The sequence below is a fragment of the Bacillus spongiae genome (genome assembly GCF_037120725.1).
Taxonomy (GTDB): domain Bacteria; phylum Bacillota; class Bacilli; order Bacillales; family Bacillaceae_K; genus Bacillus_CI; species Bacillus_CI spongiae.
On the sequence record NZ_JBBAXC010000001.1, the window covers coordinates 421,107 to 436,169 of the forward strand.

Here is a 15,063-nt window from a genome sequence, read left to right on the forward strand (position 1 = left end):
CGTCCGTTGTTCAGAAAATGAACTATTATAAAAGAGGTGCTGTTAAAGATGCTGGAAGATATTATTAAACTACGTGAAAAAGGATTATCTTTTCGTAAAATAGCTATTGAACTAAATACTACGGTTGGAAAAGTTCAATACCGATGGTTAAAATACCAAAAGTCAAATGAAAAAAAGGCAGTGAACAAACAGGATAATAATGTAGCCATCTCTAGAAAGAAACGAAAGGGTAAAGTGACTAAAATACCGACGCTGATGAAGAAAATATACCCGAAACGTCAAGCATCTATGGCACTCCTATTTAGTTCCCCAACTCGAGCCTATTGTTATTGGAACATAGACCCGACTATTTTATCTTTTAAAATGGATAAAAAGAACCCACGGACTCTTCAACCTATTCTAAAAATCTATGACATTACTTCTATCTCTTTTAATGGTCATAATGAACACCAATCTTTTACAATCTATTTAAAGGAAGGGCAAAGTGATTGGTTTATAAGCGGTTTAAAAGGAAATCGAACGTATTGTGCTGAATATGGATTTTTAATAGGGGATAGCTTCTTTCCACTCATCCGATCGAACAGTTTACATACTCCAAGGTTAGAGGATGATCAATTCTCTTTTAATATGACAGACTTACAACAATTTGAAAAAGATGGTTTGCAGGAACCGAATTGGGTTGAGCATGTGAGTACGTATTCTTATTATGAAGTGAAGGGATTGAAATCAAATGAATAGCCTTATCCTTCAACCAAATACAAATTATTATAGCACGTATTTGCTAAAGGAAGAAGAACGAGAAGAGTATTTGGAATCGATTGTAGGAGAATACTTTCCTCTATTAGAGTGGCTTCATTCTTACACAGGAAATGCGAAGATAGCTTTTATTGTTAAGCCGGTTTTATTCGAATGGTTTACGACAGAGGAATTTAAAGCACAAATCGATCAATTCTTTACAGTCAAAAGAGGAATGAATGCTCAATACCAAACATATTTTCAATTATGGTTAAAATGGGATAAAAACATAATTAAAGCGTTTCAGAACTTTTCAGATAAAGGGGTACTTCGGCTAATCCCTTCAACTCCTAGTGACTTTCCTCTTACGCATATACAAACTAAACAAGGAATGGAGTGGCAGCTAGAAACAACGGTTGCATACTTCCAAAAACATTTCTCGGTGAAGCCAAAAGGAATTTGGCTACCTCGTCAAGCTTATCAACCTGGGCTTGACAAGTATTTAGTAAACTTTGGTTTTCAATATACATTTATTCCGTATGCTGCTTTTGAATTTGCTGAAAAAGATTCTCCCGTTGAACAATACGCAAGAAGCCCTAGAGGATTGACTTTAATTCCAATACGTTCACAATTAGGCCAAGAACGGGCGAGGGATAGCGACGTATATTTATTTCCTATTCATGGGAAGGAAGTTTGGCGCCCATTCTTTGAGGAAACGATTACTACGTTTTTAACTTCTGGTCGTGATGATTGTATAGAGGTAGAGGGTTGGGAAAAGGTTGAGACGACCTTAAGCAGGATGAATTTTTGTTACAATGGAATGGACATAGGCAAACCTATTTTGTCAGACCAACAATTACAATTGTGCCGAAAGGGACAAGAAATAGAGCTTCAAATGCAACATATGGGTACCACTCTTCAACAGCATGACGTATTAGAGCATATCGTTTTAGAGTGGATGCATTTATTAACGACAATAAGTGATGGACGTCATGACCAAGGGACATGTCAAGCTACAGACCTTTTAGTAAAGAGCTTTCAGGAAGGGCAGGAGGAAAAGCATTTTTTGATACATCGAAAGGAAAAGCTGCTTATTTCTCTTCCGTTATCAAAGAAACCAAGAGTGGGGATTCAGTCAGCTTCTGTGCAAGTATTAATTCTAAGCTGGGAATACCCACCTAATATAGTGGGTGGCCTATCTCGCCATGTATATTCGTTAGCTAAGAATCTATCTAGAAAAGGTGTAGGGGTTGTTGTATTAACATCTAAATCCCCTGATACAAAGGAATATGAAAAAATGGATGGGGTTCACGTATATCGAACAGGCCCCTTACATCAACTTGAAGAGAATTTTCTAAAGTGGATTGAAGATTTAAATGTTTCGATGGTTCGAAAAGCAGATGAGCTTATCAATCGCCATCATATTAACATTGTTCATGCCCATGACTGGTTAGTTGGTCAAGCATCACAATCCATTAAGTCGTTTTATCATATTCCTTTAGTGACAACGATCCATGCAACTGAGCATGGTAGAAACGCAGGTATTTATACTGAAATGCAACAAAGGATTCATAATGAAGAGAGTAAATTAATCAATGATTCTAATCATGTTATTGTGTGTAGTGATTACATGAAGGATGAATTAAAACAACTGTTTGACGTTGAAAATAAAACGATCAGTATGATTCCTAATGGAATACATTTAGGAGAAGTTGAAGAAATGAATCATATGAGGTTTCATTTCTTAGAAAATAAACGGTTTATCTTTTCAGTAGGAAGAGTGGTTAGGGAAAAGGGGTTTGACACATTAATTGATGCGGCATCCTTATTACCGGGAGACCTTGAAATAGTGATTGCTGGAAAAGGACCTTTATTAAATAACTACAGACAAACAGTTAATGATCGTGGGCTTCAAGTAAAAATACATTTCATTGGGTTTGTAACAGATGAAGAAAGGAATCAGCTGTTGAACTCTTGTGAGATGGCGGTGTTTCCAAGTCTATATGAGCCATTTGGCATCGTTGCGCTAGAGGCAATGGCAGCGAAAAAGCCTGTCATTGCAGCAAGAATTGGCGGCTTAAAAGGGATTATTCAACATGAGTTTTCTGGATTACTGTATACTCCAGGAAGCGCTGATGAATTAATGATAGAAATGAATAAATTATATCAATCATCTAGTCTTCGAGAAAAAATTGGTCAACAAGGGTTTCAAGTTGCTAGAAAACTTTTTGGCTGGGAAAGGATTGCGGATCAAACGAAACAAGTATACGAAGAAGAAGCACTGCATAATAAATTGGAAGGAGCTTTCTTATGATCGGGATTATTTTGGCTGGTGGGGAAGGCAAAAGATTACAGCCTTACACTCATTCGTTACCTAAGCCATTAGTACCCATAGATGGAAAGCCAGTAATGGAATATATTATTGAGCAAATGAAAGAAGCAGATATTCGTGAAATTTACGTGACCACTTGTTATTTAGCTGAAAAAATTAAAGACTACTTTGAAGATGGAAGCAAGTGGGGAGTGAGAATTACTTATTTGAAGGAGTCGAATCCATTAGGGTCAGCCGGCCATCTGTTCCTTAGAAAAGACTTATTTTCTGAAACGATTGTGGTCATAAGTGGCGATGCTTTCTCTTCTATTTCATTAAAAAAAGCCGTTCTTTACCATCAGGAAAAAAAAGCGGCATTAACGATTATTACGAAACAGCTACCTTCTTCTAATCAATTTGGGATTTGTGAAGTAACCAATGAGGGGCGTGTTGCTTCGTTCGTCGAAAAGCCAGATTATGTTGACATTCGTTCTCCCCATATTAATACAGGAATGTACATTATTGAACCTGGAATTTTCAGGGAATATCCTCTTTACGGAAAATTGGATTTTGCAAAAGATGTTTTCCCTGTCTTAATAGAAGGAAAAGAAAAAATATATGCCTATCCTACATCGGAATATTGGCGAGATATCGGAACGGTTTCGCAGTACAAATTGGCCATGAAAGAAATAAACCGTATAAGGAGTTTTCCCTTTCGTACGTTAATAAAGAAGGACAAATATCAAAGACATTTCGTTTCAAGGGTTGTGACGACTTGTCCTGATAATAAAAAACATAAGGTGTTCCAATCCATTATTTCCGAAACTCCAAAAGAATCATTAGAATGGGATAACGGAATTAAAGTTCATCATGGTAAAGAGTGTTGGACTTTAATAAAAGAATATACCTCTTCTTCTGTTATTGTGTATTCTCAGGCAAGTCATCAAAATTTAGCAAAGGAATTTGCCAAATATTATAAGAGTAAAATTGAAAGATGGCAGAAGGTTTAGGTGGTCGGTGAATATATGTATAAATTGGTAATGAGTACCATGATTAAAGGTGATAAGGATCTTGAAATGAAGTGATAGGTCAATTTTTGAGCAGAGGAATTTTAATAAGGCATTTAAAAACATACTAGCTTTTCCCTCTGAAAAATGATATTATATAAAAGTCGTATGAATAGATGAATGTCATGAAGTTTGGAGGGAAATAAACATGCGTGTAAACATTACATTAGCTTGCACAGAATGCGGTGAGCGTAACTATATTTCTACAAAAAATAAACGTAATAACCCAGATCGTCTTGAGCTTAAAAAATATTGCCCAAGAGAAAAACGTTCAACTTTACACCGTGAAACAAAGTAAGCAGATGGAATTTTATTCCACTGCTTTTTTTTATACCATCCTGTCATTTTAATGAAAAGATCTATTTTTACTAAATGATTATATTATTTATTTGAGAAGAGTTTGAGTAATGTGTTGTAATAGAAGAAAGGAAGAGGATAATGGGGAAGAAGCAGGAACTAAGAGAGGATTTAAAGTGTAAGCTCCAATTATTAAAGAAAACCGAGTACGAACAAAAGTCTTTAGAAATTGCTCGGAATTTATTTCAATTAGAAGACTGGAGAAATGCACAATCCGTTGGCCTTACAATCTCGCAGTTTCCAGAAGTAGATACATGGCAAATCATTCGTCAGGCTTGGGCTGAAGAGAAAGAAGTTCTTGTTCCAAAATGCAAACATAAAAAACGTGAACTGGAATTTTATAAATTAACGAGCTTTGAACAACTAGAGAATGTATACATACACTTATTTGAACCCATGCCATCAAAAACAGTACTTGTAAAGAAAGAGCAGATAGAATTATTGATTGTGCCCGGAATAGCCTTTAATACACAAGGGTATCGTTTAGGGTTTGGGGGAGGATATTATGATCGGTTTTTAGTAGACTACACAGGAAGAACCCTTTCTTTAGCCTTCCCTGAACAATGGGTATCCGACCTTCCGGTTGATTCATTTGACCTTCCTGTCCAGAAAATTGTGACATCAAAAGAGGTGGTGATTTGTGATACTCGCAAATAGTTTATATCTTATGGCCATAGTCGTAATGTCTATTGGAGGGGTAGTAACGAAAACGTTGAAAATTTCCGGGGCTATTGCAGCCATCGTCATTGGATGCTTCGTATACTTGGCTTTTCAGTGGCAAGGCTTACTATTAATCGGAAGCTTTTTTATCACTTCTAGTTTTTGGTCAAAATATAAATCATCAAAAAAACAAATGCTAGAACAGAAATTAGCAAAATCTGCTCAACGAGATTGGCAACAAGTACTAGCGAACGGAGGAGCAGCCGCTTTCTTTTCACTTTGTTATCTTTTTGGAGCAACGGAAGTTTGGTTTTATGCCTTTTTAGCCTCAATCTGTGCTTCCAATTCCGATACATGGGCATCAGAGATTGGAACGTTAAGTAAAAAACAGCCATATTCTTTGCTCACCTTTAAACGCGTCGAGACTGGAACCTCTGGTGCCATCTCTATGCTGGGACTGTTTGCTGGTATTACTGGTTCGTTTGTGATCGTTCTTATAGCAATGCTTATCGGGGAAGTGAATGGTTGGGGGGTATTAATGCTCATTGGGATTGCCGGTTTCATTGGGAATTTTATTGATACGCTGCTTGGAGCGTATGTTCAAGCAGAATATAAATGTGATGTATGTGGAATAAAAACAGAACAAACCTTTCATTGTGGACAGAAAGCTACTTTGCAAAAAGGAGTGGCTTGGATGAATAATGAGATGGTGAATTTGATGTCTAGTCTTCTTCCTGGATTAGCTGTGGGTTTTATTTGTTTTTATTTTTAAGATAATATGAAGATTATAATGTTATGAAGGAGGATGTTTTATGGAACAAAGAGTTAACCGTGTTGTCCTTGTTGGTACTGGGTTTGTTGGGTCAAGTTACGCCTTTGCTTTATTAAATCAAAGTGTAACAGAGGAATTAGTACTGGTAGATTTAAATGCATCGAAAGCTGAAGGAGATGCAATGGATCTAAATCATGGACTTGCTTTTACCTCTTCTCCAACAAAGATTTGGTATGGAGGATATGAAGATTGTAAAGAGGCAGATGTTGTCGTTTTAACAGCCGGTGCGAATCAAAAACCTGGAGAAACTCGATTAGATTTGGTTGAAAAAAATACGAAGATTTTTAAAAGTATTGTCGAGAACGTGATGAAAAGTGGATTTGATGGTATTTTCATTATTGCAACAAATCCTGTAGACATTTTAACGTATATGACCTGGAAGTTTTCTGGTTTGCCTAAAGAACGAGTGATTGGATCTGGAACCATTCTCGATACGGCTCGATTTAGATATATGCTTGGTGACTATTTTGGAGTAGACACGAGAAATGTCCATGCTTATATCATTGGAGAGCATGGAGATACAGAACTACCGGTATGGAGTCATGCAGATATCGGTGGGAGAACGATCTTTGAATGGATGGATGATCAACCTGAATATCAAAAGAAAGACATTGAAGAGTTATTTATTAATGTCCGAGATGCTGCTTATCATATTATTGAAAGAAAAGGTGCGACCTATTATGGTATCGCTATGGGTCTCGTTCGTTTAACAAAAGCCATCTTGAATAATGAAAATAGCATTTTAACGGTTTCAAGTTACTTATCTGGAGAGTATGGTGAAGAGGATATTTTTGTTGGAGTTCCAGCGATTGTAAATCGTAATGGAATCAAAAAGGTCATTGAATTAGAATTGATTGATGATGAAAAACAACAATTTTCTCATTCTGTTGCTACATTAAAATCAACGATTCAACCTGTTTTAGAAAAACTGGACAAATAAAACATTCGCGTATTAAACAGAAGAAATAAATCGTTATTATACTGGTTCCGTTATGGGAGGAAAAACTAAATTTCTCCACACAGTTGAAATAGCACAAAAAACATAGGACTTAACTTGGTGCAAAAAAATAAACACAAATGAAAAAGGGATATGGAATCACAATAGATTTCATATCCTTTTTTATTGTTTTTAGTCTTTTCCTGTTTTAAGATATTCTTTTTCACATTTACGTTATTGTAATAAAAAGTAGTTCATGGGAGTGCTTTTGCTTTTATGCTGTACTCAATAATTGAACTACTTCTTTCATGACCATTTTGATTATCTCCAATTATCACCTTATAAATAAGTTATCTTCAAACTTAAATTCTGTATCTGTGATATCCAATCTAGACCTTTAAATGTCTCATAGTAAGTAATTGTAAACGGAACCCCTTATTTTTTATAGAGGTGTTTTTATTTTGCGGTGGGCCGCATCGATTTATCCTCTCTTATTTGTGCCATTCCGTATTTATTGCATAATAATAAGGACTTTTAACAAACTAGAAATAGGAGGGATTGTAATGAAATTTATTTACAAATGGTTCATATTGTCTATGCTTATTACTTCTATTTATAAATATCGGTATAAGATTGCAAATTCCCTATTAGGAAATGCTTATATTAGGAGGTATGCTGTAAATTTGTCTATGAAAATTCCTTATTTACGGTCAATCTTTATCCAAAGTACATTTAAATAATGAAACCGGCTGTCTCTAAAAGGTTTTCACCTTTATCTAGTAAGCCTATTCTAAAAACAGTTGTAATGTATGTAAAAAATGCGCCAATAGATAATTCCTTCTTTACTTTGTTTGCTTATTTTCGCTATAGTTAAAGCAATTAGTTAACTCTGATGAAAGTAGAGGATACACAAGTTTGAAAGAAGATTATTTGTTTTGGAAATTAGCTGAAGTTTTTTTGCGAAATCACGATTACCGAGTGGTTAGTTTATCTAATAGTCAAAATGAACTTTGGTTAGAGAATATGTCTAATAAGAATGCTCCAATTATTCGATTGCTTCGATATGATATTGATTGGAGCAATTGGATAAGAAGGGATTTACAACGAACGGGAACAAATGGAGAAAGAATTCGGCGGAAATTTATGTCTAGAAAGATAAAGGTTCTCACTATTTATTTATCAGCCTTTCCGCCTGTAGATGATTACACTTGGATAAATGAAACATTTTATTTTTCTTCAAGAGGTCGAGTAACCGTTGATACTATATTAATTGATAAAAATGATACTCATACTGCTTTCGCAAAATTACATAAATATGTGGAAAATTTTACTTTAGTCCCAATGAAAGATGTCTTCACACTGGAGGACGTGAAGGATGCGAGAGTAAGGGCATTACAGGAAGCTGAAATAAAACAAAAAGAAGTGAAGCAACTATTACAAGTGTCTAAACCTTTCTTTACATATTTGCTTGTTATTACTCAATGTTTACTGTTCCTTTGGTTAGAGCTTCAAGGAGGATCGACAAACCCTTCCGTACTACAAAAATACGGGGCTAAAGATAATCTCCTCATTTTAGATGGAGAATGGTGGAGGTTCTTTACACCAACCTTTCTTCACATAGGACTCCTTCACCTATTAATGAACACGATTGCCCTATATTTTATTGGTTCAGAGGTGGAAAGGATATTTGGGAAAGTACGCTTTCTATTTATATATTTACTCTCAGGAATGTTTGGTTCTATGGCTAGTTTTCTCTTTACAGATAGCTTATCTGCGGGTGCAAGCGGAGCGATTTTCGGATGCTTTGGAGCGCTCTTGTATTTTGGTTACACGTATCCTCAAATATTCTTTAGAACGATGGGGATGAATGTTCTCTTGATTATTGGGATCAATCTATTGTTTGGGTTTTCGATACAGGGCATTGATAATGCAGCTCATATAGGCGGGCTTCTAGGTGGTTTTGTCGCTACGGGAATCGTTCATTTTCCAAACCAGAAAAGCTTGAAATCTCAGGGGTATTTCATAACAGGAAGTCTAGTCATCCTTAGTGCTATTTTCCTCATAGGTTTTTAACTATACTAAATGGAGATAATTTGTTTTAATGTAATGGCTTCGTTACTATGTGTTATGATTAATACGTATAAATGGGACTGATCTTTACTAACTAAAATGAGAGGAATGGTACTTCCAAGTGCATTGACATTTGTACCATCCTCTTTTTTTAATCCTAAAAAATAGTTTTTGTATAACCCTTCCCATAAATTACCTATAATTTTAGCAGTTTGTTCAATTGTAAAAGGAGGAATAGGTTTATCATTAAATTGAGTCATTTCTGTTAAAAGATAAGTATCGTATTGGTCTAGGTTAAGTCCACTTTGTTGAAGGCCTTTCTCTAATGCGAAATCCATCTGTTGATTCGTCACTTTATCTAAGATGATTTTCCATTCTTTTTCCGAAGCATTTTCTGGCTCTCTGAATGAATTTAACTGACTAAAGTTTGAATCGATTACGTATAGTGAATCTGATGACATTCTTTGTGCACTTGTGATTTCATCCTCATTTTGGTGTATTTCTGCATAATGGAAAGAAATCCCTTGTAATAAGGAGCTCTCTTTCCCTTTTAAACCTTTCTCCTCTACTATTTGGTCTGTTTTTTGCGTCCATTCATTCATCATTCCGTGCAATCTTCCATTAATATAGAGAAAGCCGATATCTTGCCGTAAATAGGCTTCTTGATCTAATTTAGAGGTAATCTTCCAATCTGTTTGATAATGGTTCTTCTTTTTTTTCCCTTCAAATGTCAAAAGTGTATCTGCAGATAGAAAACGAGCGTTTTCATCTATTGGAAAAAAGATAATACTTTCTTTAGCTTTAGGCTGATAAATCATTAAGTATAAAATAATTAGAATGAACGTGGCAAGAACGACGAAAAGAACCTTCTTTGTTTTAGACTTCAATTATCCTTCCTCCTTTGTTTGTCCATTCTAGACCCATCATATGAAAAGAAAGGAAAGTTTATGAAAAATAGTATGATTTTTTTTTTGAGTGTCTATGATGAATGATAATGATGGATGAGAGGAGTGGGGTGCTTGACAAGTCAGCAGAAACAAAGGATCTCCACGAATATAGAAGAGAATGTATCTTATTTACATGAAGCATTAGCTGTTGACGAAAGCTTTGACGTCTTACAACTCGATTTATATTATGCTGATCGGAAAATGGCGATGTATATGGTCGACGGCTTTGTGAAAGATGATATTCTTCATTATTTAATGAAGATTTTATCCGGTTTAGATAAAAAACAATTAGAAGAAAATACTATTGATAAGCTTATTAAAACCTACATACCGTATGTTGAAGTAGAGACTGTAGATGAATTTGAAGCAGTCATCGACGGAATACTAGCGGGACCGACTGCACTTGTAGTCGATGGGGTTGATCAAATCATTCTAATTGATGCGAGGACGTACCCTGTTCGTGGTCCAGAAGAACCAGATATTGAGCGGGTCGTTCGTGGTGCGAGAGATGGATTTGTTGAAACCATTGTATTTAACACTGCACTTACTCGAAGACGAATTCGTGACAGGTCATTACGTATGGAATATATGCAAATCGGGAGAAGGTCGAAGACGGATGTTGTTGTCTGTTATTTGGAGGATATTGCCGACCTGGAACTTGTGAAACAAATTAAGCAGTCTCTTGAATTAATCGATACGGACGGGTTGCCAATGGGTGAGAAAACCGTAGAAGAATTTATTTCAGGTCGTCATTGGAATCCGTATCCGATGGTGAGATACACGGAAAGACCAGATACCGCAGCGTCACATTTATATGAGGGTCATGTATGTATTATTGTTGATGGTTCACCGAGCGTGATCATTACACCGACTACCTTCTGGCATCACTTACAGCACGCTGAAGAATACCGCAATAAGCCAATGGTGGGCACTTATTTACGATTTGTTCGTTTATTAGCCGTTTGGGGGTCTGTGTTTTTACTTCCATTTTGGTATTTATTATCAATGAACGCTGAATTATTACCAGATGCCTTATCTTTTGTTGGTCCCAATGACATTGGGAGCATTCCATTAATCTTTCAATTGCTACTAATTGAAATAGGGATTGATATGCTAAGGATGGCTTCGATACACACACCCTCTTCGTTGGCAACGGCTCTTGGACTAGTAGCCGCCTTAATGATTGGACAAGTTGCTGTTGAAGTAGGGTTGTTTATTAATGAAGTAATTTTATATTTTTCAATTGTGGCAATTGGTACATTTGCCACACCAAGTTATGAGATGAGCTTAGCCAATCGTCTAGTTAGAATAGCCCTTTTAATTGGAACGGCATTGTTCGGGTTGTATGGCTTTATCATTGGAGTAGCGATATGGATTATCGGCTTGGCGAGGATGAAGTCATTTGGTGTTCCTTATTTATGGCCGTTTATTCCCTTTAACTATCGTGCCTTTCGAGATGTGTTTTTGCGATCCCCCATGCCACTGAAAAATCGACGTCCACGTTTTTTACATCCACAGGATCCAGACAGGTAATTGAAAAAGTCTTATTGATTCGCACGAGAATTCAATAAGACTTTTTTGTGAACAATCTTGTTTGATTGACTTTTTTCCTCTATACTTTATAAGGAAATAAAAAAATGCTGGTGATAAAAAATGAAAACGATTTATGAAATTCAACAGCTGTTGAAAAATTATGGAACGATTATTTATGTTGGTGAACGTATAGCTGATCTCGAACTAATGGAAGCAGAGTTAAATGAACTTTGGCGTTCTCAGCTCATTGAACCGAAGGACTATCAAATGGGACTATTATTATTACGGACAGAAATGCAAAAATTAAAGGATAAAAAGAAGTAAGGTGATGGACATGAGTGAAAAATGGATTGCTGCTGTTGATTTAGGTGGTACTACGACAAAACTAGCCTTTTTAAACTTATATGGAGAATTTATAAAGAAGTGGGAAATACCAACAGATACATCGAATAACGGAAAGAATATTATTATAAATATAGCCAAATCGATAGACGATAAGATTGAGGAGTTAGGACAATCGAAATCAAAGCTGATGGGTGTTGGCATGGGAGCACCGGGCCCTGTCGACATGAGCAAAGGAATCATTTATGAGGCTGTCAATTTAGGTTGGGAGAAAAACACTCCATTGCGAGATATGTTGGAAGTTGAGACTGGTTTGCCTGCTGTCATCGATAACGATGCAAACTGTGCTGCGCTTGGGGAAATGTGGAAAGGTGCAGGGAACGGCGCGAAAGACCTCGTATGTGTAACACTTGGAACGGGTGTCGGTGGCGGAGTAATTGCCAATGGAGAAATTGTTCATGGTACGAAAGGCGCAGGTGGGGAGATAGGTCACATTACGGTGATGCCAACAAATGGTTTTCAGTGCAATTGTGGTAAGAAAGGTTGCTTGGAAACGGTTGCATCAGCGACAGGAGTGGTTCGCTTGGCCAAAGAAGTGCTTCAGAAGACAAAAGAAGAAACAGTATTAGCGACAATAATGTCTAGAAAAGGAACCGTTTCGGCAAAAGATGTCTTTGATGCAGCGAGAGCAGAAGATGAGGTAGCTAAGCAGATTGTCGATCAGGTAGCTTTCTATTTAGGTCTGGCATTAGCTAATTTAGGAAATGCTTTAAACCCAGAAAAAATCGTACTTGGCGGAGGCGTATCAAAAGCAGGCAAAATTTTATTAGACCCTGTTGTCATGTATTTTAAGAAGTTTGCTTTTCCAACTGTAGCGAATTCTACAGCTCTGGCCATTGCTACGCTAGAAAACGATGCTGGCGTGATTGGAGCAGGCTGGTTAGTAAAAAATCAAAAGTAATGAAATGCATCTAAGAGAAAGAGTTTTTCTTCCTTGTTTTATGAAGAAAAATTCTTTTTTCCATTTAAAAGTGCACATAAAACAATCAAGTGAAAGGGTTACAGGTGCAAGAAAATTTTAACAAGAAAAAAATGAAACTTTTTTATAAGTTTATACGTCTAATAGTACAGAGTATAAAATAGAATTAAAACTATAATTCTATCCAAAATTTATAAAAGAGAGGTTTGCTTTTTATTGTAAAAAGTATTAAGATAGTTCATAGTTATTTCATTGAAATCCTTAAAATGTAAAAGATAGTTAAAAAATCCCAATATATAAAGGTAATTTAGGAGGTATGACTATATGAGGAAGTGGAAATGGCCTACTGTGTCACTTGTGCTTCTAGCAACAGTGTTAGTATGGTTAAAAACGTATTTAGTCTATAAAACTAGCTTTGATATTAATATTGAAAATTCTATGCAAGAATTTATTTTGTTTATCAATCCAATAAGCTTCTTGTTATTTATGTTTGGTATAGGGTTATTTATGAAAAGCGATAAAAAGCGAAATCGATTTATTTTCATTGTAACCACTATTCTTGCCATTATTCTTTATGGAAACGTCGCATTTTATCGTTTCTTTACTGACTTCTTAACGTTACCTGTGTTATTCCAAACGAGTAACTTCGGTGATCTAGGAAACAGTGCTGGTGAATTAGTGCAATGGACAGATATATTTTTCTTTACAGATGTAATTATTCTTGCGGTCATTATGAAAATTAGACCGAAAATGATTAAATTTGATTCATTCACATCGCCGCAACGAAGAGCCTATTTTTTAGTCGCTTTAGCGATGATGTTCTTTAATTTAGGTTTAGCTGAAACGGAAAGACCACAATTATTAACACGTACATTTGACCGTGAGATGCTTGTGAAAAATATCGGCACATATAACTATCATTTATATGATATGTTCTTACAATCGAAATCGTCTGCACAGCGTGCACTTGCAGATGGTAGTGAATTAACAGAAATTGAAAACTACGTGAAGGCAAATTATGTTGAACCAGATGATGAAATGTTTGGAATTGCGAAAGATAAAAACTTAATTGTTATTTCATTAGAATCGCTGCAAAGCTTTGTAATTAACAATGAGATGAATGGAGAGGTTGTTACTCCATTTTTGAACGAGTTTATCGGTGAAAGTATTTATTTTGACAATTTTTATCACCAAACCCAACAAGGGAAAACGTCTGATTCAGAATTTCTTCTAGATAACTCAATGTATCCTTCAAATCGAGGGGCCGTATTTTTTACGGGTGCAGTTAATGAATATAATTCCTTAACGGAACGATTAAACGAGAATGATTATTTTACGTCTGTCATGCATGCTAATAGAAAAAGCTTCTGGAATCGAGATATCATGTATGATTCTTTAGGATACGACCGATTTTATTCTGTGACAGATTATGAAGTGACAGAAGAAAATAAGGTAGGTTGGGGATTAAAGGATAAACCATTTTTTGATCAATCGATTGAGCACATACAAGAAATGCCACAACCTTTCTTTACGAAGATGATTACGTTAACGAATCACCATCCATTTGATTTAGAAGACGAAGAGGATATTCTAATTGAGCAATATGACTCAAACTCAAATACGTTAAATAAATATTTCCAAACGGTTCGTTATATGGATGAAGCTGTGGAAGAATTTGTTAATGATTTGAAAGAGTCGGGTATTTACGATGATTCTATTATTGTCATGTATGGGGATCACTACGGTATTTCAGAACTCCATAACCCATCTATGGCGCAATATCTTGGAAAAGAAGTCACACCTTTAGTTTCGACACAATTGCAAAGAGTACCTTTAATTATTCATATTCCTGGTATGGAAGGAAAAGTAATGTCTGAAGTAAGTGGCCAACTTGACCTTCGTCCGACTTTATTGCACTTATTAGGAATGGATACGTCGGATGATATTCAATTTGGATCAGATTTATTCTCCGAGGATTTTGAAGAATTTACTATCTTACGTGATGGACGATTCATAACGGAGGATATAGTGTACGCTGGTGAAAAATGTTGGGATAAAAATACGGAACAGGAGCTGGATATGAGTGTTTGTGAACCGTATTTAGATCGTGTAGAAGAAGAACTTAGCTTCTCAGAAAGAATTATTACAGGAGACCTCCTTCGTTTTTACGGAAAAGAGGATGAACTTGAAACACCATAAAAAGTTGGAAATGCCTGCATTCATTGCAGGCATTTTTTTGTCATGTTCTCATTTCCACGACATACAAGTAATAAGAGAAGGAGTTGAAGGGGAG

Annotated in this window: 14 protein-coding genes; 13 read left to right on the forward strand and 1 reads right to left on the reverse strand. The window is 35.9% G+C overall.

The window, feature by feature from the left end:
- The first annotated feature begins 48 nt into the window (after positions 1-48).
- The 9 genes from WAK64_RS02025 to WAK64_RS02065 all read left to right on the forward strand — a co-directional run bounded on the left by WAK64_RS02025 (position 49) and on the right by WAK64_RS02065 (position 8,972).
- Positions 49-738, forward strand: a complete 690-nt coding sequence (locus WAK64_RS02025) for a DUF4912 domain-containing protein (RefSeq protein ID WP_336585247.1) — start codon at positions 49-51, stop codon at positions 736-738.
- Positions 731-3,049 (forward strand): glycosyltransferase, encoded by a 2,319-nt coding sequence (locus WAK64_RS02030; RefSeq protein ID WP_336585248.1) that lies wholly within the window; start codon positions 731-733, stop codon positions 3,047-3,049. Before WAK64_RS02025 ends, WAK64_RS02030 begins: the two co-directional genes overlap by 8 nt.
- The gene (locus WAK64_RS02035; protein WP_336585249.1) at positions 3,046-4,056 is read left to right on the forward strand and encodes a nucleotidyltransferase family protein; all 1,011 of its coding nucleotides are present in this window, start codon (positions 3,046-3,048) and stop codon (positions 4,054-4,056) included. Before WAK64_RS02030 ends, WAK64_RS02035 begins: the two co-directional genes overlap by 4 nt.
- A gap of 205 nt (positions 4,057-4,261) precedes the next feature.
- A complete protein-coding gene (rpmG, locus tag WAK64_RS02040) occupies positions 4,262-4,411 on the forward strand; it encodes a 50S ribosomal protein L33 (protein WP_336585250.1) in 150 nt (49 codons plus the stop codon).
- A gap of 140 nt (positions 4,412-4,551) precedes the next feature.
- Positions 4,552-5,127 carry a 5-formyltetrahydrofolate cyclo-ligase gene (locus tag WAK64_RS02045; protein ID WP_336585251.1) on the forward strand — a complete coding sequence of 192 codons (576 nt, stop codon included), beginning with the start codon at positions 4,552-4,554 and terminating at the stop codon, positions 5,125-5,127.
- Positions 5,111-5,902, forward strand: coding sequence for a DUF92 domain-containing protein (locus WAK64_RS02050; protein ID WP_336585252.1), 792 nt, complete (start codon positions 5,111-5,113; stop codon positions 5,900-5,902). Before WAK64_RS02045 ends, WAK64_RS02050 begins: the two co-directional genes overlap by 17 nt.
- Before the next feature lie 40 nt (positions 5,903-5,942).
- A complete protein-coding gene (locus WAK64_RS02055) occupies positions 5,943-6,902 on the forward strand; it encodes an L-lactate dehydrogenase (protein WP_336585253.1) in 960 nt (319 codons plus the stop codon).
- A 560-nt stretch (positions 6,903-7,462) separates the two neighbouring features.
- Entirely contained in the window at positions 7,463-7,639 is a 177-nt protein-coding gene (locus WAK64_RS02060) for a hypothetical protein (RefSeq protein WP_336585254.1), read from the forward strand.
- A gap of 175 nt (positions 7,640-7,814) precedes the next feature.
- Positions 7,815-8,972 carry a rhomboid family intramembrane serine protease gene (locus WAK64_RS02065; protein WP_336585255.1) on the forward strand — a complete coding sequence of 386 codons (1,158 nt, stop codon included), beginning with the start codon at positions 7,815-7,817 and terminating at the stop codon, positions 8,970-8,972.
- Between the two features lie 5 nt (positions 8,973-8,977).
- Here the strand turns inward: WAK64_RS02065 and WAK64_RS02070 are convergent, their stop codons facing one another.
- The gene (locus WAK64_RS02070) at positions 8,978-9,856 is read right to left on the reverse strand and encodes a hypothetical protein (RefSeq protein WP_336585256.1); all 879 of its coding nucleotides are present in this window, start codon (positions 9,854-9,856) and stop codon (positions 8,978-8,980) included.
- 132 nt (positions 9,857-9,988) lie between these two features.
- On the opposite strand from WAK64_RS02070, the gene WAK64_RS02075 reads away from it, so the two are divergent.
- From WAK64_RS02075 to WAK64_RS02090, 4 genes are all read left to right on the forward strand, one after another.
- Positions 9,989-11,449 (forward strand): spore germination protein, encoded by a 1,461-nt coding sequence (locus tag WAK64_RS02075; RefSeq protein ID WP_419465877.1) that lies wholly within the window; start codon positions 9,989-9,991, stop codon positions 11,447-11,449.
- A gap of 120 nt (positions 11,450-11,569) precedes the next feature.
- The gene (locus tag WAK64_RS02080; protein ID WP_336585258.1) at positions 11,570-11,773 is read left to right on the forward strand and encodes a YqgQ family protein; all 204 of its coding nucleotides are present in this window, start codon (positions 11,570-11,572) and stop codon (positions 11,771-11,773) included.
- A 10-nt stretch (positions 11,774-11,783) separates the two neighbouring features.
- Complete coding sequence (locus WAK64_RS02085; RefSeq protein ID WP_336585259.1) at positions 11,784-12,752, forward strand: ROK family glucokinase; 969 nt, start codon at positions 11,784-11,786, stop codon at positions 12,750-12,752.
- 342 nt (positions 12,753-13,094) lie between these two features.
- A complete protein-coding gene (locus tag WAK64_RS02090; RefSeq protein WP_336585260.1) occupies positions 13,095-14,969 on the forward strand; it encodes an LTA synthase family protein in 1,875 nt (624 codons plus the stop codon).
- The last annotated feature ends 94 nt before the right edge of the window (positions 14,970-15,063 follow it).

Bases quoted from the DNA above. Each gene is read 5' to 3' on its own strand.
- WAK64_RS02060 (WP_336585254.1), top strand. From the start codon at position 7,463: ATGAAATTTATTTACAAATGGTTCATATTGTCTATGCTTATTACTTCT.
- WAK64_RS02080 (WP_336585258.1), top strand. From the start codon at position 11,570: ATGAAAACGATTTATGAAATTCAACAGCTGTTGAAAAATTATGGAACG.
- WAK64_RS02030 (WP_336585248.1), top strand. From the start codon at position 731: ATGAATAGCCTTATCCTTCAACCAAATACAAATTATTATAGCACGTAT.
- WAK64_RS02085 (WP_336585259.1), top strand. From the start codon at position 11,784: ATGAGTGAAAAATGGATTGCTGCTGTTGATTTAGGTGGTACTACGACA.
- rpmG (WP_336585250.1), top strand. From the start codon at position 4,262: ATGCGTGTAAACATTACATTAGCTTGCACAGAATGCGGTGAGCGTAAC.
- WAK64_RS02090 (WP_336585260.1), top strand. From the start codon at position 13,095: ATGAGGAAGTGGAAATGGCCTACTGTGTCACTTGTGCTTCTAGCAACA.
- WAK64_RS02035 (WP_336585249.1), top strand. From the start codon at position 3,046: ATGATCGGGATTATTTTGGCTGGTGGGGAAGGCAAAAGATTACAGCCT.
- WAK64_RS02055 (WP_336585253.1), top strand. From the start codon at position 5,943: ATGGAACAAAGAGTTAACCGTGTTGTCCTTGTTGGTACTGGGTTTGTT.
- WAK64_RS02025 (WP_336585247.1), top strand. From the start codon at position 49: ATGCTGGAAGATATTATTAAACTACGTGAAAAAGGATTATCTTTTCGT.
- WAK64_RS02045 (WP_336585251.1), top strand. From the start codon at position 4,552: ATGGGGAAGAAGCAGGAACTAAGAGAGGATTTAAAGTGTAAGCTCCAA.